This window comes from Burkholderia sp. Bp9142, assembly GCF_003853415.1.
GTDB lineage: Bacteria > Pseudomonadota > Gammaproteobacteria > Burkholderiales > Burkholderiaceae > Burkholderia.
The window spans coordinates 1-19627 of record NZ_QTPP01000063.1 but is presented as its reverse complement, the minus strand read 5'-3'; the positions used below and the strand labels follow the sequence as shown (position 1 = coordinate 19627).

Below are 19627 nucleotides of genomic sequence, written 5' to 3'. Positions count from 1 at the left end.
CGCAAGGCGTGCATGCAGTTTGCGTGCTGCATGTGTCGACGGCCCGCTTTCCGGCAAAAATTCCCGCTTCCGCCGCTTCGATGCGCCGTTGCAACGGCGTGTCGAAGCGCGCGTCACCCTTGTCCCGCAAGGCTTTGCGCCCCTCCGTAAACGTCCGTTACCGGTCTCGCAGACCGGTTTCACCTGTGTCGGCGTACGGTGCCTAGACTCCGAACCGTAGTCACATGACGCACGACACGTGCAGGGAGTCGCGAAATGAGCAAGAAACTTATTCTCGGTGCAGTTCTCGGTGTAGCGGCGCTGGCAGCTTCGGGCGTCGCCTCGGCCCACGTCGACCTGTCGGTCGGCATCGGCGTGCCGGGCGTCTATGCGGCGCCGGAGCCGGTCTACGTCGCGCCGCCGCCGCCGGTGATGTACGCGCCGGTGGGCTATCGCGACGACGACTGGCGTGCGCGTCAATGGCGCGAACACGAGTGGCGCCGCCGTGAATGGCGCGAGCACGAGTGGCGTGAGCGCCGCTGGCATGACGGCGACGGCTGGCGCGGCCGCTGGAACTGAGCACGGCGACCGGTTCGCGAGACACTGATCACGACGACAAGAGGAGAGTGATCGCATGATGCCCATTCGACACATCAGGGCGAGCGCAACGGCCGCCGTCGTTGCGCTCGCAACGATCGGCAGCGCGCACGCGGCGGGTTGCATGAAGGGCGCGGTAGTAGGCGGCGTCGCTGGTCACTACGCGGGACATCACGCGGTGGTCGGCGCGGTCGGCGGCTGTATCGTCGGCCACCACATGGCGAAGAAGCACGAGCAGGAACAGGCCGCGCAGCGCAAGGCCGCCGCGCATGGGATGGCGGCGGCGCAGTAAGCTCATTGACCGGCGGAACGGCAGGCGCCGTTTCCGCCTTTCAACTTCCTTGTCTGGCGACGGCCGGCCGCGCATTCCGCGCACGTGGCCGGCATACCGGACATTGATCGGACGAATGCATGTAATGCGCGTCGTTACGATCATTTACAACGCCAGGTAGCGCGGAAACCGCGTGTTCCTAGAATGCAATCATTCAAACACGCTCCCGGGAGCAAATAATGAAAACCCAACGATATCTGTCCGTGCTGGCAGCCGCGCTGCTCGCACTCGGTGCCGTCTCCGCGAATGCGGCAGCCGGCGGCAATGGTGGTGGCGGCGGCAACGGCGGCGGTCACGGCGCAGGCGGGATGGGTGGGATGGGTGGCAACGCGGGCGGCATGTCCGCCGGCCACATGAGCGGCGAAGCGCTGAGCAACTCGAACGGCTTCAGCTCGGGCGACCGCGACAAGGGCCTCGCGCGCGCGGCCGACCGCTCGGACTCGATCGCCGATCGGGCGGGTACGCAGCCGGGCCACGGGCATACGCACAGCCATACCGCGCACACCAAGACGACGTCCACGCATCACACGCATCGCAACGCGTTCGGCCGCACGCTGTAAGCCGGCGCATGCAGGAGGAAGAAGGGCGCTTCGGCGCCCTTTTTTCATCGCGGCAGCAAAAGGGCCTGTCGCGCCGAAACATCGAACCGACCCGATTTGCAACCAGCCGTAACGGCGTACGCAGGCGCGCGAGGATACGAATCGCTTTCATGCGAATGACAGACGGATTCGTCATATCGAAGCGGGCTGCGCGGGCCCGTCCATGAAAAAAGGGCGGCTCGTGGCCGCCCCTTCGCTTCAGCGTCCCGCGCCTGCCAGCGGCGCGACGGTTGTAACAGGCTCGAACAACGCATCGGCCCGCCTGACGCGCACGAATCGCGCGGCGTCTTCGCCGTCCACCAGCGCACGGAAATGCGCCTCGCCGCACGCGAGCTTCGCGCGCTCGTGCTCGGTCGTCACGTCGCCATCGGCATTCGGCGTATCGACGACGAAATACAGCCGCTCGCCGCCGTCCTGCTCCGCGAGCACCGCCCAGTCCGGGTGATAGCTGCCGAGCGGCGTCGGCACGCGGAACCATGCGGGCAGCTTCGCGTACAGCTTCACGCCGTGGTGCGCTTCCAGCGCATCGGCGAACGCGCGCTCCGCGTCGGTCTCGCACACGACGGCCTCGTGGATCGACTTGCGCGCATCGGGCCGCAGGTTGCGCAGATAACCGGTCAGCGCCTCGCTCTCGAACGATTCGAGCGCATGCACGTGGCGATCGCCGAGCGTGCGGTACGCGATGCCCGCGACCAGCGCGAGCCGTTTGCAGCGGTTGATCGCATCGGCGGCCAGCGCGATGAACTGCTGCGGATTCACGCGGAAATCGTCGAGCCGGCCGCTGTCGGCCAGGATCGTCGCGAGCGAGCGGCGCGTGAGCTGCGTGCGGTCCTGCAGTTCGGTGAGCAGGTCCGGCAGCGGCAGCTCGCCTTCGTCGATCAGCACCGTGCCGGCGCCGGCCACTTCGATCGCCTCGATGCCGGCCTTGCCGATGTCGATCTCGGCCTTGCGCCACTGCAGCCGTGCGCGAGCGATGTCCGGCGCGTCGCGCAGCGCGGTCGTGCAGTCGCGCACGAGCTTCGCGTTGTCGAACTCGACGCTGTACACGGTGCGATGACGGATACGCTCCCACAGTGCGCGGAAGTCGTCGCCGAACACGACGGCCTTGCCCGACGCGTCGCGCCGCAACGCGATCGCGCGACGTTCGTCCGCATTGCGCACCGCGAAGCGGCCCGACAGCTTGCGCAGCGTCGCGACGATCGGCGCGCGCAGCGATTCGAACGCTTCGGGCAGCACGAGCGCGCTCTGGCGCAGCGCATCCTTCAGCCGGTCGAGCACCTTGCCCTGCGCGTCGACGTAGCCTTGCTCGTGCAGATGGGTCCACAGCACGCGCGACAGCTCGATGCCGAGTGCATGCGCAGGCCCGTCGCCTTCCTGCACCGGCAGCGCCGCGAACTGGTGTTCCTCGACGATCCCGAAGCGGATGCCGGTATCGGCCTCGATTTCCTTCTGCAGGTTCTCGGCGAACGACTCGTAGCGCTCGGTCGCGATCACGGTGAGCGTGTTCACGCCCGGGTCGCGCACGCGTTCGCCGTCCTGGTCGACCGCAAGCCGCAGCCCGCGGCCGAGCGTCTGGCGGCGCTCGCGCTCGGTCTGGATGTCGCGCAGCGTGCAGATCTGGAATACGTTGGGGTTGTCCCAGCCTTCCTTCAGCGCCGAGTGCGAGAAGATGAACTTCAGCGGCGTGTCGAACGACAGCAGCGCTTCCTTCTCGCGCATGATGAGGCCGTACGCGCGCTCCGCGTTCTCGCGCGCCGCGGCGCTGCTCTCGCTCGTGTCGGTCCAGCCGCCCTTGCGGTCGATCGAGAAGTAGCCGTTGTGCGCGCGCTCGACCTCGAGCGCGACGTCGACGCCGTCGAACAGCGCACGGTAGGCCGGCACACGGGCCGCGCGCGCATATTCCTCTTCGAAGATCAGCGCGTAGTCGCCCTTCACGGGCATCCCGTTCTCGTCGTAGCGGCGATAGCGTTCGACCGAATCGACGAAGAACAGCGACAGCACCTTCACGCCGCGCTCGGCCAGGCGCAATTCCTTGTCGAGATGCTCGCGGATCGTGCGGCGGATCATCTCGCGCTGCACGGCGAGCGTGTCGATGTCGCCGAACGCCTCGCCGAGCGACAGGAATGCCTCGCCTTCCGGATGACGCAGCTCGACGTACTCGGCGCCCTTCACCGCATGGACTTCGCCGACCCGCAGCCCCACGTACAGCGCGCGCCGGGTCAGGCGTTCGAGATCGTCGCCGTCGGTCGCCGACACGATCTGGCGCTTCACGCCGGCCGCGGTCGCGACGTCGAGCTCGATGCGCGCGCCGATCGCGCCGCGCCGGTTCGACACGCCGACGAGCCGCACGTACGGCTTGTTGTGCGCATCCTCGACGATCGCCGACGCGATCTCGATCTGCTTGACGAGCTTGCGCTCGTACGCGTCCACCGCATCGAGCCGGTACACCATGTGGTGACGGTCGACGTGCGTCGCCGAATAGCGCAGCGTGCAGAGCGGGGCCATCGCGGCGAGCGCCTCGCGCCCGCGCCCCTCGAGCCCGCCGTCGACGCTTTGCGGCTCGTCGACGATCACGATCGGCCGCGTCGCGCGGATCAGGTCGATCGGCTTCTCGCCGCCGGTCTTCTCGCTGTCCTTGTAGAGATTGTTGATCTCTTTCTTGTTGATCGCGGCGACCGTCATCACCATGATCTGGATCGCCGCGCTCGCCGCGAAGTGGCGCACCTGGCCAAGCTTCGCGGAGTCGTACAGGAAGTAGTCGTACGGCACGCCCGCGTACAGCGAGCGGAAATGATCCTCGGTGATCGACAGCGTCTTGTGCACGCCTTCCTTGATCGCGATCGACGGCACGACGATCACGAACTTCGTGAAGCCGTAGCGGCGGTTCAGCTCGAAGATCGTGCGCAGGTACACGTAGGTCTTGCCGGTGCCGGTCTCCATCTCGACGGTGAAGTCGCGCGAGCCGGGCAGGCCGGACGGCGGCAGCCCACCGCGCAGCTGCACGTCGGCGAGATTGCGCGCGAGCGCGTCGTCGGTCAGCGACAGCCGGTTGCCGACACCCTGTTCCGACACCGCGAAGCCGAGCGAGCCTTGCGCCGCGGCCGTCGTGCCGGGCGCGGCGTTCGCGAGCACGCTGAAGTCGCCGCGATACGATTCCTGGCCGCGAAACAGGTCGCAGACGGCGTCGATCGCCTCGCGCTGGTAGTCGAGATCCGCTTCGAAATGCAGCCGCATCACAGGCTCCGCACGCGCTTCACGCCGTGCTGTTCGAGCAGCGCGGCGAGATTGAGCTTCGCGACGTCGTCGACGAAGCCGCTGTCGCGGAACAGGCACGTGACGTCGCGCGTCGCGCCGGTCGCATCGAGCAGCTCGACGATGCCGTCGGCGAGCGGGCCCGCGTCGTCGCGCGAAATGCGCGCATCGAAGCACGCGACGATCGAGCGGCCGATCAGGTGCACGGTCTTGCGGGCGACCTGGTGATGCTCGACCGGCGTGCACAGATCGAGGCCGAGCTTCAGCGTCAGCTCGGCGAGCAGGTCGTCCTCGGTGCGGCCGGTCTTCACGTGTTCGACGGATGCGAAGAGGGCGTGGTCGAAGTCGTCACGGCGCGGGTCCCACTCGATCACGTTGGTCGTGTCGAGCCGGTACACGCGGAAACCGAGGTCGCCATAGCTTTCCGGATAGTCGCGCGCAACCTGCTGCGCGGTGCGGCGCAGGCGTTCCTTCGTCACTTCCGCGAGCGTCAGCGGCTTCTTCAGCTTCGCGCAGAAATCGGCGGCCGCGAGCTGTGTCTTGTCGCGGCGGTCGAGCGCCTCGGGCAGCTGCACGAGGATGTAGCGGCGCGCGCCGCCGTCGGTCGCGTTCACCTGCATCACCGCGTGGCCGGTCGAGCCGGAGCCGGCGAAGCAGTCGAGCACGATGTCGTCGCCGCGCGTGCACCAGCCGATCACGGCCGCCGCGAAATCGACCGGCTTCGGCAGGTCGAACGGGATGCCGAGCGTCTTCAGCAACGCGTCGTCGGAACCGGCGAACGGCAGCACCGACGGCACGTTCTCGTACATGTTCTCGTCGAGGTAGTAGATCCGCTGCGGCTGCGTGGTTTCATCCGCGCCGAATTCGATCTGGCCGCGCTCGATCAGCGCCTGCATCGTCGCGGGCGGATTGCGCCACCCGCGCGCGGGCATCGCGCACGGCTTGCCGGTGGCCGGGTGGATCAGCGGCGTGAAATACTCTTCCGGCGCCTTCTTCTTGTTCGGCCAGGCCATCGACACGAGGCGGTACACGCGGCCTTCTTCCGACAGCCGGTCGTACATCACCTCGCCGCCCGACAGATTGGTCTGCGCCTTCATCCACGCGCGGTACGCCTTCTGCGCGTCCTTCGCGTTGCCGCTGCGGTACACGGCGTCGTGCGCGGCGTCGAGCATGCGCTGCGCGTTGCGCTTCGGGCGCTTCAGCGGCGCCTGTTCGAGCAGCGTCTCGGCGTTGCGCGCGAACAGCACCAGCGATTCGTGCTGGTACGCGACGCCGCGCGCGTCGCCCTTCGGATTGCGCTTGTCCCATACCGCGACGCCGAGCTCGTTCTCCTCGCCGAAGATCTCGCGCAGCATCAGCACGAGCGCATGCACCTCGTGCTCGTCGATGTGCACGGCGATCAGCCCTTCGTCGGACAGCAGCGCGTGCGCGAGCTTCAGGCGCGGATACATCATGTTCAGCCAGTCGGTGTGGAACCGGCCGTTCGCCTCGGTATTGGTGCTGCGCTTCACGCCGCCGTCGGTCTGGCCCGTCATCGCCAGGTAGTGGCGGATGCTGTCGCTGAAGTCGTCCGGATAGACGAAATCGCTGCCGGTGTTGTACGGCGGGTCGATATAGACGAGCTTCACCTTGCCCGCGTAACTCTTGTGCAGCAGCTTCATCACGTCGAGGTTGTCGCCCTCGATCACGAGATGGCGCGTGTCGTCCCATGCGACGCTATCCTGGGGGCACGGACGCAGCGTGCCCGTCGACGGCGTGAGCGCGGCCTGGCGCGCGCTGCGCTTGCCGTGCCAGTGGAAGCCGTAGCGCTCGTCGGCGTTGCCGACGGTGCGCTCGCCGACCAGCGCCTTCAGCACGTCGACGTCGACCGACGCGCCGTCCGGGCCTTCGGTCACGAGTTCGGGGAACAGCGCCTTCAGGCGCGCGACGTTGTCGGCGGTGAAATCCGTCGACATCGCCTGCGGGCTCGCCGCATCGAGTTTCTGCATCGTTTTTTCCATCGGAGCCCGGCCGCGTGCGCCAGGACGTCGGGCGCACTCACGGCACCGGCGGCAATGGCCGCCCGGGCAAACCCGAAACGCTAGCGAGTCGGTCGGCGCAGGTCAAGCACCGATGTGAGGCGATCGTGCGCGCATCGGGCGCGCATCGGGCGCGCATCGGGCGCGAAACGCCCGCCCCACGGGCCGCAGGCGGCTTCGGGCGGTGCCGCACGGGCCGGCCGGCGGGCGCTTCCCGGGCGTTCCGGAACGCACCGGAAACGACGAAAAAAAGGGCACGGTCGGCGCAAAGCGCCGGCGTGCCCGCATGGAGAAATCCCGGAGGGAGGGTGCGGCAGGGCCGGATGGCCCCGCCCGGATGGCCGTCGCCGAGGTCAGAAGCGCGTGCGGATGCCCGACGTCAGTTCGAGCTGGTTCTTCGCGCCGAACGTCGACGACACCTTGTAGCCGCCGTGCAGGCGCATGTAGTCGCCGGCCAGGTACAGCTCGGTGCGCTTGCTCAGGTGATAGAACACCGACCCGTAGATCGTCTCCTTGAAGCCGTTGCCGACGCCGTTGGTCAGGCTGAACGCGCCGAGGTTCGCGTTCGGCGTGAAGCCGTCGGCGTTGTACGCGGCATTCTTGATGCGCATCTGCTGATAGCCGAGCTCGTAGTCGAGCGCGCCCTTCGGCGCGATCTTCATCGACACCGTCCACGAATCGTCGTGACGCTGGCCGAGCGAGCCCTGGTCGCCGTTGTAGCGGAAGTAGCCGGCGTTCAGGCGCACGATGCTGAACGCGTAGTTGCCGCCGACCGAGAACGTCTGGTTCGTGAAGCCGTTGTGGTTCACGTGGTTGTAGAAGCCCGACACGGCGAACGGCCCGCCGTTGTAGCCGAGCGCGACCTGGTACGCGGAGCCGGTCGCGAATGCGGTCGAGTTGCTGAACTGGTAACCGGCGCTCGCGAAGATGCCGTTGCTGAACAGCTTCTTCCACGCGAGGCCGTTGTTGTAGCGCGTGCCGGTCGGGCCGGCCGCGTAGAAGATCATCTGCTTGAAGTTGTTCGAGTTGGTCCAGCCGCCTTCCTCGGTCGTCAGCTTCGCGGAGCCGTACGCGTCGCCGTAGATCGCCGACGCGTCGCGCGCGATCGAGTTCTGGAAGCCGGCCGTCAGCTTGCCGAAGCGCTCGTCCTCGACGCCGACCCACGCGTCGCGGTCGAAGATCTGGCCTTCGTCTTCCATCTGGCCGTTCGCGACCACGAATTCGCTTTCGAGGCGGAAGATGATCTTCGTGCCGCCGCCGATGTCCTCGGCGCCTTTCAGGCCCCAGCGGCTGCCGCTGAACCACGGCTCGCCTTCGTTGCCCATGCCGATCACGTGATTGCCGTTCGCGTCGGCGTGGGTCCGGTAGGTCGGGAAGCTCAGGTCCATCAGGCCGTAGAGCTGCACGCTCGACTGCGCATGCGCCTGGGTGCCGGCGCACAGGCCTGCCGCCGCGATGGAAAGGGCAAGGGTTTTTCGTTTCAAGATCGTCTCCTCCGAGCTGCCGCATTGAAATCTGTTCGTTGGCAGTACGTAATGTATGCCGGATGTTGCCGACCACAGCGAGAGGGCCGACGCGTAGCATCGTAGAGGGTGCAATCCTTCACGCCGCTTTCCCGGAGGAAAGAATCGGATCGGTGAAAACACCGAACGCGCAATAATCGAGAATCGGGCAGGCGGGCGAACGCGCGCCCGGCCGGCCGCCAGTTGGCTGGCTGCCGGCACATTACGTGCTACGAATCGACGCCCGGGGCAGGGCCGTCAGTCCTGCGCGGTCTTCGCGCGCAGGATGTAGCCGAGCCCGCGCAGCGTGATGATCTCGGCCGTGCTGCCCGCGAGATGCTTGCGCAGCCGGTGGATGTAGATGTCGATCGCATCCGCGCTCGGCTCGTCGTCGAGCGCGAACACGCTGTCCATCAGCCGCGCCTTCGACACTGTCTTGTTCTGCTGCAGCATCAGCGTTTCGAGAATCGCATGCTCGCGGCGGCGCAGCGCGAGCACCGTGTCGCCGCAGCGGAATTCGCGCGTGCCGAACGCATAGGCGAGATCGCCGCACACGAGCTGCGTCGTGCCGACGCCGGCCTGCCGGCGGATCAGCGCGCGGATCCGCGCGACCAGCTCGCGCGATTCGAACGGCTTGACCACGTAGTCGTCGGCGCCCGCGCCGAAGCAGTCGACCTTGTCGTCGACCGAGCCGTGCGCGGTCAGCATCAGCACCGGCACGTTGTCGTTGCGGCGCCGCAATCGCGCGAGCACTTCCTTGCCGCTGATGCCCGGCAGCCGCATGTCGAGCAGCACCGCGTCGTAGCGCTCGGTCTTCAGCACCGTGTCGGCGCGTTCGCCGTCGCCGACGCAGTCGACCGCGAAATCCTCGCCGCGCAGCAGGTTCACGATCCAGTGTGCGAGTTCGGCGTTGTCTTCGACCAGCAGGAGTTTCATGGCGACTTCATCTCTTCAATCGTACGCGGGCAGCCGCACAGTCACGACGATACCGCGATTGCCGGGCCCCGGCGCGAGCGTCGCGCTGCCGCCGTGCGCCTGCGCGATCTCGCGCACGATCGCGAGGCCCAGGCCCGAGCCTTCGGTGTCGGCCGACACGCGGTAGAACCGCTTGAACACGTGCGGCCGCGCTTCGGCCGGAATGCCGGGGCCGTTGTCGACCACCTCCAGCACGACCGCGTCGCCGTCGCGCCGCGCGGCGACCGTCACGCAGCCGCCCGGCTGCGTGTAGCGTACCGCGTTGTCGACGAGGTTCATCACCAGCGCGGTCAAGAGGCTGTCGCTGCCCGCGACGTCGAGCCGCTCGCCGAGATCGGCGCCGAGGTCGATGTCGCGCCGCTGCGCGAGCACGATCGTTTCCTCCAGCACGCTCGACACCACGGCGGCGAGATCGACGCGATGCGTGAGCAGCGTCGACGGCGTCGCTTCCGCATGCGCGAGCAGCAGCAGCTTGTCGGTCACGTCGGCCATCTTGCGGCTGCTGCGCTGCATGCTGTCGAGCACCGACGCGAGCTCGCGGTCGTCGTGGTCGCGCTGCTGCGCGTACTGGATCTGCGTGTCGAGCACCGCGATCGGCGTGCGCAGCTGATGCGCGGCATCGGCGATGAAGCGGCGCTGCGTGGCCGTGTGCGTGTTCAGCCGCGCGATGCACTGGTTGATCGCGTCGACGATCGGCCGCAGCTCGTGCTGCAGCCGCTCCGGGCGGATCGGCTCCAGTTCCATCGGCCCGCGGTCGGCGACATCGTCCTTCAGCTTCATCAGCGGGCGCAGCTCGAGCGTGAGGCCGAGGTAGACGAGCACGATCGCGAGCACCAGCATCAGCGACAGGCGCACGAGCTGCGGCCGCCAGATCGTCGCGACCATCGCGTCGTACGAGCGCGTCGTCTTCGCGACGACCACCGTGACCGTCTCGACCTGCCCCTCGTTGTACAGCTGGCGATCGTACGCGGCCGCGCGCAGCCGCACGCCGTCGAGCGACGTGTCGTACAGCGTCGGCTCGACGCCGTGCCGCTCGGGCACCGTGAGCGTCGGGTTGCCCGCGAGCAGCCGGTCGTGGCCGTCGATCACCTTGTAGAACACCGAATCGCGCGACGGCGATTCGAAGATCTCCAGCGCGGCCGGCGGCACGTCGGCGGCCGGCAGCCCGTTGCGCCATTCGACGTCCTCGCCGATCGTGCGCGCGGATGCGACCAGCGCGCTGTCCTGCACGAGCGCGGCCGTGCGCCGCGCGGTGTCGTACGACATTGCGCCCGCGATCAGCACGAAAGCCGCGAGCGGCAGCAGCAGCCACCACAAGAGCCGCCCGCGCAGGCTATGCGCCATTCCTTCTCCTCAATGCCGAACCGCGCCGGGGCAACCGGCGCGGTTCGGGTGTGTCATCCGATGCGTGCGATGCTCAGAACGCGGCGGGACGCCACTTGAGCAAGCGCTTCTCGACCCAGGTCAGCAGGTAGTCGGCGGCCAGCGCGACCACGGCCAGCACGATCATCGCCGCGAACACGCCGCTCGCGTTGAACGCGCCCTGGGCGGTGGAGATTAGCAGGCCGATGCCCTGCTTGGAACCCAGGAATTCGCCGACGACCGCACCGACCAGTGCGAAGCCGAAGCTCACGTGCAGGCTCGCGAGAATCCAGCTCAGCGCGGACGGGATCACGACAGCCGTGGTGATCTGCCGGCGCGACGCGCCGAGGATCTGCGCATTCGCGATCAGGTAGCGGTCGGCCTCGCGCACACCCTGGAACGCGTTGCCGAACACGACGAAGAACACCATCACGACGGCCAGCGCGATCTTCGACGCCATCCCGAGGCCGAGCGCGATCACGAAGATCGAGCCGAGCACGACGCGGGGGATCGAGTTCGCGATCTGGATGTACAGGCCGAACACGTCGGCCATCAGCTTGTTGCGGCCGAGCACGATCCCGCAGAACACGCCGGCGACCGAGCCGATGATGAAGCCGATCCCGGTTTCCTCCAGCGTGACCCACACCTGGGTGAGCAGCGGGCCCTGCGACGTGCCGTTCGCGAACCAGTCCTGGAGCTGCGCGAAGATCAGCGACGGCATCGAGAAGAAGAACGGATCGATCCACTTCAGGCGTGCGGCGAGCTCCCAGCCGCCGAGCACGACGACGAGCACGGCGATCCGCAGCGTGACGATCAGGTTGCGCCGGCGGCGCAGCCGGCGTTGCGCGGCGCGCTCGTCGTCCTCGAGCGTCGTCGCCGGAAGGGCGGTAGTGGGAAGCGTCATGTCGGTCATGCTCCTGTCCTTGCTGTGTCTCTTGCCATTGCTTGCCGTGCGGCGTATGCGTCAGCCGATCTGCACTTCTTCGCGCAGGTCGTGCCAGATGTCCTTGGAAATCTCGATGAAGCGCTGCTCGTAGCGGATCTCCGACGTGACGCGCGGACGCGGCAGGTCGATCTCGTACACGCGCTTGAGCGTCGCGGGGCGCGCGGTCAGCACGAACACGCGGTCGGCGAGCGCGATCGCCTCCTCGAGATCGTGCGTGACGAACACGACCGAGCCCTTGTTGGCGGACCAGAGCTGCAGCAGCTCGTCCTGCATAAGCGTGCGCGTCTGCATGTCGAGCGCGGAGAACGGCTCGTCCATCAGCAGGATTTCCGGCTGGTTGATGAAGGTCTGCGCGAGCGCGACGCGCTTGCGCATCCCGCCCGAGAGTTGATGCGGGTAGTGCTTCGTGAACTTGTCGAGGCCGACCTTGCGGATCCATTCCTCGGCCTGCGCGTAGGCGACGTCCTTCGAGCGGCCGCGAAACAAGGGGCCTGCCGCGACGTTGTCGATCACGTTGCGCCACGGGAACACGGCGTCGGCCTGGAACACGAAGCCGATGCGCGGGTCGATCCCGTCGACCGGGCGGCCCATCACGCGCACCTCGCCCGACACCGGCTTGAGCAGCCCGGTGATCATGTTCAGCGTGGTCGACTTGCCGCAGCCGGTCGGCCCGACGATCGCGATGAACTCGCCGCGCGCGACGCTCATGCTGAAGTCGCGCAGCGCGACGGTGGCCTTGCCTTCCGGCGAAATGAAGCGGCACGACACATTGCGAAACTCGATCGCCGGTGTGCTCGGGGAAACTGCCTGGTTCATCGCATTCGTCCTGCGGGTGAGGAGGGCATCGCATCGTGGCGACGCCGGGCCGGTCAGCCGGGCCGGAACGGGGAACGCGCGGCGGCGGGATCGCCGCCGCCGGCGCCTGTACCGATATCGATTACTTCGCGTTCACGAAATCGTTGGTGTAGGTGCGCGCCAGGTCGATGTGCTTGCCCTTCACCGACGGGTTGAACGCCGACAGCACCTTCAGCACGGTCGCCGGGCCGTCGGCCGGCATCTTCGCGTCGGCGGTGTACATCGGCAGTGACGCCTTCAGCGCGGACACGTACAGGCCCTTGTCCTTCTGGTAGTCGGCCGGCATCTTCGCGGCGATTTCCTCGGCGCTGTGCGTGTGGATGAACTGCATCGTCTTCGCAAATGCGTGCGCGAGCTTGGTGGCTTCGGCCTTGTGCGAATCGGCCCAGGCCGACTGCACGTACAGGCTCGCGGCCGGATAGGTGCCGCCGAGCGCGGCGCGCGTGCCTTCGACGGTGCGCATGTCGACCAGCACCTTCGCGTCGCCCATCTTCTCGAGCGCGGACACGGTCGGCTCGGTCGTCATCCCGGCGTCGATGCGGCCCTGCTTGATCGCGGCGATGAAGCTCGCGTCGGCGCCGACCGGCAGCATCGTGTACTGCGTCGACGGCACGCCGTGTTGCAGCGCGAGGTATTGCGTGAGGAAGCTCGTCGACGAGCCGAGGCCCGTCACGCCGAGCGTCTTGCCCTTCGCGTCGGCCATCGACTTGAAGGTCGGCGCGGCCTTGGTCGACACCATCTCGACCTCGCCCGGCACCTGGCCGAACACGGCGATCGCCTTGACTTCCTTGCCCTTGCTCTGCAGGTCGACCGTATGGTCGTAGAAGCCGACGACGCCTTGCACGGCGCCCGCCAGCAGCTCGTTCTCGGCGTCGACGCCGGCCGGCTGCGACAGCAGTTCGACGTCGAGGCCTTCGGCCTTGAAGTAGCCGAGCTCCTGTGTGAGCCGCGCGGGCAGGTAGATCAGCTTCGCGATCCCGCCGACCATGATCGTGATCTTGCCGCCGTCGTCGGCGAACGCGGGGTGAGCGGCGAGCGCGCAGCTCAGGCTGGCTGCAACGGCGAGGGTGCGCAGGATGGGTCGCATCGGGGTCGTCTCCTTCGTTGTATTCGTATGGCGCGATGCTTGCTGCATCGTCTCAACGAGTATAGGGAGGCGAAACCTTCTGCTACCTTTCGCGGGACGGCGATTCCGTTAGGGGTTTTCCAGCAATCGGGGACGCAAGCGGACTAGCGCCAGCCGAGCAGCACCCGCCCCATCGCATCGAGCCCCATGTCGAACAGGTGCGACACGAACGGCACGAGGTTCGGGATCATCAATTGCACGAGCAACAGCCCGACCAGCATCGTGACCGGAAAACCGATCTGGAAGATGCCGATCTGCGGCGCCGCGCGGTTCAGGATCCCGAGCGCGAGGTTCGCGATCAGCAGGGCCGCGACCACCGGCAGCGCGAGCAGCAGCCCCATCTCGAACACGGTCGCGCCGAACGCGGCGAGGGTGCGCCAGCCGGGCGCGTGCAGCAGGTCGGCCGATACCGGCAGCGACTGGAAGGATGCGGCCAGCGCCGCGAACACCTGCAGGTGGCCGTCCACCGCGAGGAACGCGAGCATCGCGATCGCGTTCAGGAAGCGGCCCATCACCGGCGTCGCGCCGTTCGAATGCGGGTCGAAGAAGGTCGCGAAGCCGAGCCCCATCGACAGCCCGATGAAGTCGCCGGCCGCCTCGACGGCCGCGAACACGAGCTGCATCGTGAAGCCCATCGCGATGCCGATCAGGAACTGGGTGACGACGATCCAGATGCCCTGCGCGGAGAACACGGTGACGCCGGGCATCGCGCCGAGCGTCGGCGCGACGACCAGCGCCAGGAACGCGGCGATGCCGATCTTCACGCGCACCGGCACCGCCGCGTGGCCGACCACCGGTGCGGTCGCGACGAGCGCGAGCATTCGCACGAACGGCCACAGGAAGGCGGTGAGCCAGCCGTTGAGCTGCGCGTAGGTAACCGAGAACATCGCGGTTGAACGGAGCCGGGCGCGCCGGTCAGCCGGCGCCGAGCGTCGCGACGTGCAGCAGCGTCTGCCGCAGGTAGTCGAGCATCGTCGTCAGCATCCACGGGCCGGCGATCACGAGCGTCGCGGCCACCGCGAGCAGCTTGGGGATGAACGACAGCGTCGATTCGTTGATCTGCGTCGCGGCCTGGAACAGGCTCACGACGAGGCCGACCGCGAGCGCGACCAGCAGCAGCGGGGCGGCCAGCAGCAGGCCGACCATCATCGCCTGGTGCGCCAGCGTCATCACCTGTTCGGGCGTCATCGCGCGACTCCTCCGTTCAACTGAAGCTCTGCGCGAGCGAGCCGATCAGCAGCTGCCAGCCGTCGACCAGCACGAACAGCATCAGCTTGAACGGCAGCGACACGGTGGACGGCGACACCATCATCATCCCCATCGACATCAGCACGCTCGCGACGACCATGTCGATGATCAGGAACGGGATGAAGATCGTGAAGCCGATCTGGAAGCCGGTCTTCAGCTCGCTCGTGACGAACGCGGGCACCAGCAGCGACAGCGGCACGTCTTCCGGACCCTGCATCGGCGCGGCCTTCGAGATCTTCGCGAACAGCGCGAGATCGGTCTCGCGGGTCTGCTTCAGCATGAAGGTCTTGAACGGCGCGACGCCGCGCTGCACGGCCTGTTCCATCGGCATCGCGCCGTCGGAGAACGGCTTGTAGCCGTCGGCGTAGGCGCGGTCGAGCACCGGCGACATCACGAAGAAGGTGAGGAACATCGCGAGGCCGACCAGCACCTGGTTCGGCGGCGTCGTCGCGGTGCCGAGCGCCTGGCGCAGCAGCGACAGCACGATGATGATGCGCGTGAAGCTCGTCATCATCAGCAGCATCGCCGGCAGGAACGACAGCATCGTGAGCAGCAGCATCGTCTGCACGCTCAGCGAATAGGTGGTGCCGCCGTTCGGGCCCGGGCTCGTGTTGAACGCGGGCAGGCCGGCCGCCTGCGCGTACGCGAGCGCGGGGGCGAGGCAGAGGATCAGCACGGGCGCGAAACGCGCCGCGCGACGCAGGAATTCGTGTTTCATCGGAATGCAGGAACGGAAAGAGGGCACGACGCCATGTCAGCGGATGTCCTTGCCGCGCCCGAAGCGCTTCGCGGCTTCGCCCGCGAGCGCGTCGCGAAACCGCGCGCCGAACGTGCCGGGCTGGCCGCGTTCGGCGGAAGGCGTGCCGGCGGGAAGGTCGGCCGACGCCGGCGCCACCGCCGAGCCGGCCGGCAGCGTATGCAGCAGCCGCACGTTGCCCGGCGCGACGCCGAGCACGAGCCAGGTATCACCGATCTCGACGATCGTCGCGCTTTCCTTCGCGCCGAGCCCGACGCTCGACACGACCTTCAGCGGGCCGCCGCGCCGCGCGGGCTGGAACCCGAAGCGGCGCGCGAGCCACGCGCAGCCGAACACGAGGCCGATCACGACCGCGAGCCCGACGAGCGTCTGCAGCACCGCGCCGACGCCGAGCGACGGCGCGGCCGAGCCGACCATCACGCCCGACGCGATCGCTCCGGCGTTGTTCACCGCGTTCATGTCGGCGGCGCAGGCCGGCGCGCATGCGAACGACGCGGCGACGGCCAGCGCCGCCACGCTCGGGAACAGGCGCGCGCCGCGGCCGGACTTCCCGGCGTTCACCGATTCAGCTTCCGGATGCGTTCGGCCGGCGTGATGATGTCGGTCAGCCGGATGCCGAACTTGTCGTTGACGACCACGACCTCGCCCTGCGCGATCAGGCAGCCGTTCACGAGCACGTCCATCGGCTCGCCGGCCATGCCGTCCAGCTCGACGACCGAACCCTGCGCGAGCTGCAGCAGGTTGCGGATCGCGATCTTCGTGCGGCCGAGCTCCACGGTCATCTTGACCGGGATGTCGAGGATCATCTCGATGTCGTTGTGCGTCGAGCTTGCCGCGGCTTTCGACAGCGGCTGGAACACGCCGGCGCCGGTCGCGCCCGCCGGCACCGGCTGCTGGTTCTGCTCGGCGAGCGCGGCGGCCCAGTCGTCCATGCCCGGATCCTCTTCCGCCGCCGCGGGTGCCGCCTGCACGGCCGCGGCCGATTCCGCGAGCGCCGCGTCGGCGAGCGCCTGCGGGTCGAGTTCGGGCGTCGGGTTCAGCTCACTCATATCCACCTTCCTTCATCGTGTCGCCCGCGCTGATCATCTTCTGCACGCGCAACGCATATTGACCATTGAAAATGCCGTAGCCGCATTCCATCACCGGCACGCCGTCGACCTTCGCGGTGATCGTGTCGTCGATCTCCAGCGGCAGCACGTCGCCCGCACGCAGGTTCAGGATCTTCTCGAAGGTCGACGGGATCTCGGCGAGATCCGCGCTCAGCTCGACCTCGGCCGACTGCACCTGCTGCGACAGCACGCGCACCCAGCGGCGGTCGACTTCGAGTGCCTCGCCCTGGATCGGCGACGCGAGCACGTCGCGGATCGGCTCGACCATCGAGTACGGCATGCAGATGTGCAGCGTGCCGCCCGTCGGCCCGAACTCGATCGAGAACTGCGTGACGATCACGATCTCGTTCGGCGTCGCGACGTTCGCGAACTGCGTGTGCATCTCCGAGCGCACGAATTCGAACTGCAGCGGCCGCACGCTCTTCCATGCGGTCGTGTAGTGCTCGAACACGAGGTTCAGCAGCTTGCCGATGATCCGCTGCTCGGTGGCCGTGAAGTCGCGGCCCTCGACGCGCGTGTGAAAGCGCCCGTCGCCGCCGAACAGGTTGTCGACGACGAAGAACACAAGGTTCGGGTCGAACACGAACAGCGACGTGCCGCGCAGCGGCTTCACGTGCACCAGGTTCAGGTTCGTCGGGATCGGCAGGTTGCGGGTGAACTCGCTGTACTTCTGCACCTTCACCTGGCTCACGGAGATTTCCGCGGTGCGCCGCATGAAGTTGAAGATGCCGATCCGCAGCAAGCGCGCGAAGCGGTCGTTGATGATCTCGAGGCCGGGCATCCGGCCGCGGACGATCCGCTCCTGCGTCGCGATGTTGTAGGGGCGGACGCCCGACGTGTCGCGCTGCTCGTCGACCGCGTCGGTTTCGCCCGTGACGCCCTTGAGGAGGGCGTCGACCTCCTCCTGGGACATGAACTCCTGGTGGCCCATGCGCGCTCCTTTTGCGGCCGCGTTACTGGACGACGAATTCGGTGAACAGCACGTCGTCGACCTTCGCGCGCTGGTTGCCCGGCTGCGTCGGCTGCTCGATCAGGTCCCGCAGTTCCTTCGCGAGCGAATGCTTGCCGTCCGGCGTCGCGAGGTCCTCGGGATGCTTGTTCGACAGCGCGAGCAGGATCCGGCTGCGGATCTCCGGCATGCGCGCGGTCAGCTGCTCCTGCGCCTTCGGGTCGGTGAGCTTCAGCGACAGGCCGACGCGCAGGTAGTGCTGCACGCCGTCGTCCGACTGCAGGTTCACGGTCAGCGGGTCGAGCGGGAAGAACACCGGCGCGGCAAGCGGCGCCGGCTCGGCGGGCGCGCTCGCATGGCCGACGCCAGCCTTGCTCAGGAACACGTACATGCCGCCCGCGGCGGCGGCGGCCGCGCCCAGCGCGATGACGGCGATGAGCGCGATGCGCTTGAACTTGCCGGACGAAGCCGGCTTGTCGGCAGTCGGGTTTGCGGTCGTGGAGGCCATGTGAATGCGTGCGTGATGTCTCGTAGCATGCATTGTTCGGCATCCGGGCCGGGCCCGATGGGCGGAAAAGAGGGGGGAATTGCGGCTATCTCAGCCGATTGTCGGCCGGGTGTCGGCGCGAGGCAGGGCGGGAACGGCGGGAAAACGACCGGGCGGGACAGAACGGGCGCCCGGGCCGCAGGGCGCGGGGAGGGCGGGCAGCGGCGCCCGCCCGGGCGGCGTCAGGTCGGCAGCAGCGACAGGAGCGGCGCGATCAGCACCATCGCGACGCCCGCGATCATCATCGTGAGGCTCGAGACGACGCCTTCCTCGTTGCCGATCTCGCGCGCCTTCGCGGTGCCCACGCCGTGGGCGGCCGCGCCGAACAGCGCGCCGCGCGCGAGCCGCGTGCGCAGCGGCACCAGCGCAAGCACGATCTCGCCGAGCAGCATCCCGCAGATGCCGGTCGCGATCACGAACAGGGCGGTGAGATCCTTCGGCGCGTGGATCTTGTCGGACACGGCGAGCGCGAACGGGGTCGATACCGAGCGCGTCATCAGCGAGCGCTGCAGTTCGGGCGACAGGTGCAGCAGCTTCGCGAGCAGCAGCGACCCGCACACGCCCGCGGCGATCCCCACCGCGACGCCGACCGACAGCGACAGCCAGTGGCGGCGGATCAGGTCGCGATAGTCGTAGATCGGCACCGCGAACGCGATCGTTGCCGGGCCGAGCAGCCACATCAGCCAGCGCGTGTCGCGGAAGTAGACCGAATACGGGATGCCGGTCAGCAACACGAGCAGCACCAGCACGCCCGGCACGAACACGAGCGGCGAGAACAGCAGCGTCTTCCTGTATGCGTAGAGCCGCTTCGACGCGAAATACAGCACGACCGTCAGCACGAAGCAGCCGACGGAGATCGCGGTATTCACCTGGTCGGCGGACAGGATCGACAGCAGCGCAGGCATCGCAGGCCCCGGCTCAGTGGGCGGACACGGTGGCGAGGCGCGCGCGGCGGCGTTCGGCGAACACGCGCTGCGCGGCGAGCCGGCGCTCGAGCTTCGCGGCGAGGTCGACCGCAACAGCCACCGCGACCATCACGAACGCGGTGCCGGCGAGCATGACCAGCGCGATGCGCCAGCCGTCCTCGCGGAACAGCCCGCCGTACTGGACCGCCGCGACGGCGGCCGGCACGAAGAACAGCAGCATGTCGGACAGCAGCCAGTTCGCGCCGTCCTTCACCCACGCGGGCGCGACGCGGCCCGAGAACAGCAGCACGAGCAGCACCGCGAGGCCGATCACGCCGGACGGCACCGGCAGCCCGACCGCGCGCACGGCCCAGTCGACCGCCATCCACAGCACGCCGAGCGCGGCGGCCTGCAGCACGATCCGGCCCGTGCGCGCAACGTTGCCCGAAGCGGGGCGGGCGGCGGCAGTAGCGATCGGCTTGGTCATTGCGGGCTATATGAACGCGTCCCGTTTGCAACAGCTTTCTTGCGTTTCTGACAGACAGGATGGGCTGCGTCTCTATATCCGGC

The 19627-nt window shown here is 67.9% G+C and carries 20 protein-coding genes; 3 read left to right on the top strand and 17 right to left on the bottom strand.

Features of this window, described 5'->3' with window-relative positions:
• Positions 1-255 precede the first annotated feature (255 nt).
• The 3 genes from DIE22_RS36700 (at position 256) to DIE22_RS36690 (ending at position 1467) form a co-directional block, all read left to right on the top strand.
• The gene (locus DIE22_RS36700; RefSeq protein WP_124499623.1) at positions 256-558 is read left to right on the top strand and encodes a hypothetical protein; all 303 of its coding nucleotides are present in this window, start codon (positions 256-258) and stop codon (positions 556-558) included.
• A 55-nt stretch (positions 559-613) separates the two neighbouring features.
• The gene (locus DIE22_RS36695) at positions 614-868 is read left to right on the top strand and encodes a hypothetical protein (RefSeq protein WP_124499624.1); all 255 of its coding nucleotides are present in this window, start codon (positions 614-616) and stop codon (positions 866-868) included.
• A 218-nt stretch (positions 869-1086) separates the two neighbouring features.
• The gene (locus tag DIE22_RS36690; RefSeq protein WP_124607432.1) at positions 1087-1467 is read left to right on the top strand and encodes a hypothetical protein; all 381 of its coding nucleotides are present in this window, start codon (positions 1087-1089) and stop codon (positions 1465-1467) included.
• A 237-nt stretch (positions 1468-1704) separates the two neighbouring features.
• Here the strand turns inward: DIE22_RS36690 and DIE22_RS36685 are convergent, their stop codons facing one another.
• From DIE22_RS36685 to DIE22_RS36605, 17 genes are all read right to left on the bottom strand, one after another.
• Positions 1705-4740, bottom strand: coding sequence for a type III restriction-modification system endonuclease (locus DIE22_RS36685; protein WP_124607431.1), 3036 nt, complete (start codon positions 4738-4740; stop codon positions 1705-1707).
• Positions 4740-6758, bottom strand: coding sequence for a site-specific DNA-methyltransferase (locus DIE22_RS36680; RefSeq protein ID WP_124607430.1), 2019 nt, complete (start codon positions 6756-6758; stop codon positions 4740-4742). Before DIE22_RS36680 ends, DIE22_RS36685 begins: the two co-directional genes overlap by 1 nt.
• A 371-nt stretch (positions 6759-7129) precedes the next feature.
• Entirely contained in the window at positions 7130-8260 is a 1131-nt protein-coding gene (locus tag DIE22_RS36675; RefSeq protein ID WP_124499628.1) for a porin, read from the bottom strand.
• Positions 8261-8536: 276 nt separating this feature from the next.
• A complete protein-coding gene (locus DIE22_RS36670; protein ID WP_124607429.1) occupies positions 8537-9214 on the bottom strand; it encodes a response regulator in 678 nt (225 codons plus the stop codon).
• A gap of 15 nt (positions 9215-9229) precedes the next feature.
• Positions 9230-10597, bottom strand: coding sequence for a sensor histidine kinase (locus DIE22_RS36665; RefSeq protein ID WP_124607428.1), 1368 nt, complete (start codon positions 10595-10597; stop codon positions 9230-9232).
• A 73-nt stretch (positions 10598-10670) separates the two neighbouring features.
• Entirely contained in the window at positions 10671-11519 is an 849-nt protein-coding gene (locus tag DIE22_RS36660) for an ABC transporter permease (protein ID WP_185640773.1), read from the bottom strand.
• Positions 11520-11579: 60 nt separating this feature from the next.
• Positions 11580-12377, bottom strand: a complete 798-nt coding sequence (locus tag DIE22_RS36655) for an ABC transporter ATP-binding protein (protein ID WP_124499632.1) — start codon at positions 12375-12377, stop codon at positions 11580-11582.
• 121 nt (positions 12378-12498) lie between these two features.
• Positions 12499-13503 (bottom strand): ABC transporter substrate-binding protein, encoded by a 1005-nt coding sequence (locus tag DIE22_RS36650; RefSeq protein ID WP_124607427.1) that lies wholly within the window; start codon positions 13501-13503, stop codon positions 12499-12501.
• A gap of 143 nt (positions 13504-13646) precedes the next feature.
• The gene (gene fliR / locus DIE22_RS36645; RefSeq protein WP_124607426.1) at positions 13647-14429 is read right to left on the bottom strand and encodes a flagellar biosynthetic protein FliR; all 783 of its coding nucleotides are present in this window, start codon (positions 14427-14429) and stop codon (positions 13647-13649) included.
• Positions 14430-14457: 28 nt separating this feature from the next.
• Positions 14458-14730 carry a flagellar biosynthesis protein FliQ gene (gene fliQ / locus DIE22_RS36640; RefSeq protein WP_006750427.1) on the bottom strand — a complete coding sequence of 91 codons (273 nt, stop codon included), beginning with the start codon at positions 14728-14730 and terminating at the stop codon, positions 14458-14460.
• A 16-nt stretch (positions 14731-14746) separates the two neighbouring features.
• Positions 14747-15508: a flagellar type III secretion system pore protein FliP gene (fliP, locus tag DIE22_RS36635; protein WP_124607425.1), complete on the bottom strand. Its 762-nt coding sequence runs from the start codon at positions 15506-15508 to the stop codon at positions 14747-14749.
• A gap of 36 nt (positions 15509-15544) precedes the next feature.
• Positions 15545-16108 carry a flagellar biosynthetic protein FliO gene (gene fliO, locus DIE22_RS36630; RefSeq protein WP_124607424.1) on the bottom strand — a complete coding sequence of 188 codons (564 nt, stop codon included), beginning with the start codon at positions 16106-16108 and terminating at the stop codon, positions 15545-15547.
• Positions 16105-16596 carry a flagellar motor switch protein FliN gene (gene fliN, locus DIE22_RS36625; RefSeq protein WP_124607423.1) on the bottom strand — a complete coding sequence of 164 codons (492 nt, stop codon included), beginning with the start codon at positions 16594-16596 and terminating at the stop codon, positions 16105-16107. Before fliN ends, fliO begins: the two co-directional genes overlap by 4 nt.
• A complete protein-coding gene (fliM, locus tag DIE22_RS36620) occupies positions 16589-17587 on the bottom strand; it encodes a flagellar motor switch protein FliM (RefSeq protein WP_124499638.1) in 999 nt (332 codons plus the stop codon). The genes fliN and fliM overlap by 8 nt, the downstream gene beginning before the upstream one ends.
• 22 nt (positions 17588-17609) lie before the next feature.
• Positions 17610-18146: a flagellar basal body-associated protein FliL gene (gene fliL, locus DIE22_RS36615; RefSeq protein ID WP_124499639.1), complete on the bottom strand. Its 537-nt coding sequence runs from the start codon at positions 18144-18146 to the stop codon at positions 17610-17612.
• Between the two features lie 188 nt (positions 18147-18334).
• Entirely contained in the window at positions 18335-19057 is a 723-nt protein-coding gene (locus DIE22_RS36610) for an LrgB family protein (RefSeq protein WP_124499640.1), read from the bottom strand.
• 13 nt (positions 19058-19070) lie between these two features.
• Positions 19071-19544: a CidA/LrgA family protein gene (locus DIE22_RS36605; protein ID WP_124607422.1), complete on the bottom strand. Its 474-nt coding sequence runs from the start codon at positions 19542-19544 to the stop codon at positions 19071-19073.
• Positions 19545-19627 lie beyond the last annotated feature (83 nt).

What these genes read in the sequence shown, in the direction of transcription:
- DIE22_RS36700 (WP_124499623.1), top strand. Translation starts at nt 256, where the DNA reads ATGAGCAAGAAACTTATTCTCGGTGCAGTTCTCGGTGTAGCGGCGCTG.
- DIE22_RS36695 (WP_124499624.1), top strand. Translation starts at nt 614, where the DNA reads ATGATGCCCATTCGACACATCAGGGCGAGCGCAACGGCCGCCGTCGTT.
- DIE22_RS36690 (WP_124607432.1), top strand. Translation starts at nt 1,087, where the DNA reads ATGAAAACCCAACGATATCTGTCCGTGCTGGCAGCCGCGCTGCTCGCA.
- DIE22_RS36685 (WP_124607431.1), bottom strand. Translation starts at nt 4,740, where the DNA reads ATGCGGCTGCATTTCGAAGCGGATCTCGACTACCAGCGCGAGGCGATC.
- DIE22_RS36680 (WP_124607430.1), bottom strand. Translation starts at nt 6,758, where the DNA reads ATGGAAAAAACGATGCAGAAACTCGATGCGGCGAGCCCGCAGGCGATG.
- DIE22_RS36670 (WP_124607429.1), bottom strand. Translation starts at nt 9,214, where the DNA reads ATGAAACTCCTGCTGGTCGAAGACAACGCCGAACTCGCACACTGGATC.
- DIE22_RS36665 (WP_124607428.1), bottom strand. Translation starts at nt 10,597, where the DNA reads ATGGCGCATAGCCTGCGCGGGCGGCTCTTGTGGTGGCTGCTGCTGCCG.
- DIE22_RS36660 (WP_185640773.1), bottom strand. Translation starts at nt 11,519, where the DNA reads ATGACGCTTCCCACTACCGCCCTTCCGGCGACGACGCTCGAGGACGAC.
- DIE22_RS36655 (WP_124499632.1), bottom strand. Translation starts at nt 12,377, where the DNA reads ATGAACCAGGCAGTTTCCCCGAGCACACCGGCGATCGAGTTTCGCAAT.
- DIE22_RS36650 (WP_124607427.1), bottom strand. Translation starts at nt 13,503, where the DNA reads ATGCGACCCATCCTGCGCACCCTCGCCGTTGCAGCCAGCCTGAGCTGC.
- fliR (WP_124607426.1), bottom strand. Translation starts at nt 14,429, where the DNA reads ATGTTCTCGGTTACCTACGCGCAGCTCAACGGCTGGCTCACCGCCTTC.
- fliQ (WP_006750427.1), bottom strand. Translation starts at nt 14,730, where the DNA reads ATGACGCCCGAACAGGTGATGACGCTGGCGCACCAGGCGATGATGGTC.
- fliP (WP_124607425.1), bottom strand. Translation starts at nt 15,508, where the DNA reads ATGAAACACGAATTCCTGCGTCGCGCGGCGCGTTTCGCGCCCGTGCTG.
- fliN (WP_124607423.1), bottom strand. Translation starts at nt 16,596, where the DNA reads ATGAGTGAGCTGAACCCGACGCCCGAACTCGACCCGCAGGCGCTCGCC.
- fliM (WP_124499638.1), bottom strand. Translation starts at nt 17,587, where the DNA reads ATGGGCCACCAGGAGTTCATGTCCCAGGAGGAGGTCGACGCCCTCCTC.
- fliL (WP_124499639.1), bottom strand. Translation starts at nt 18,146, where the DNA reads ATGCATGCTACGAGACATCACGCACGCATTCACATGGCCTCCACGACC.
- DIE22_RS36610 (WP_124499640.1), bottom strand. Translation starts at nt 19,057, where the DNA reads ATGCCTGCGCTGCTGTCGATCCTGTCCGCCGACCAGGTGAATACCGCG.
- DIE22_RS36605 (WP_124607422.1), bottom strand. Translation starts at nt 19,544, where the DNA reads ATGACCAAGCCGATCGCTACTGCCGCCGCCCGCCCCGCTTCGGGCAAC.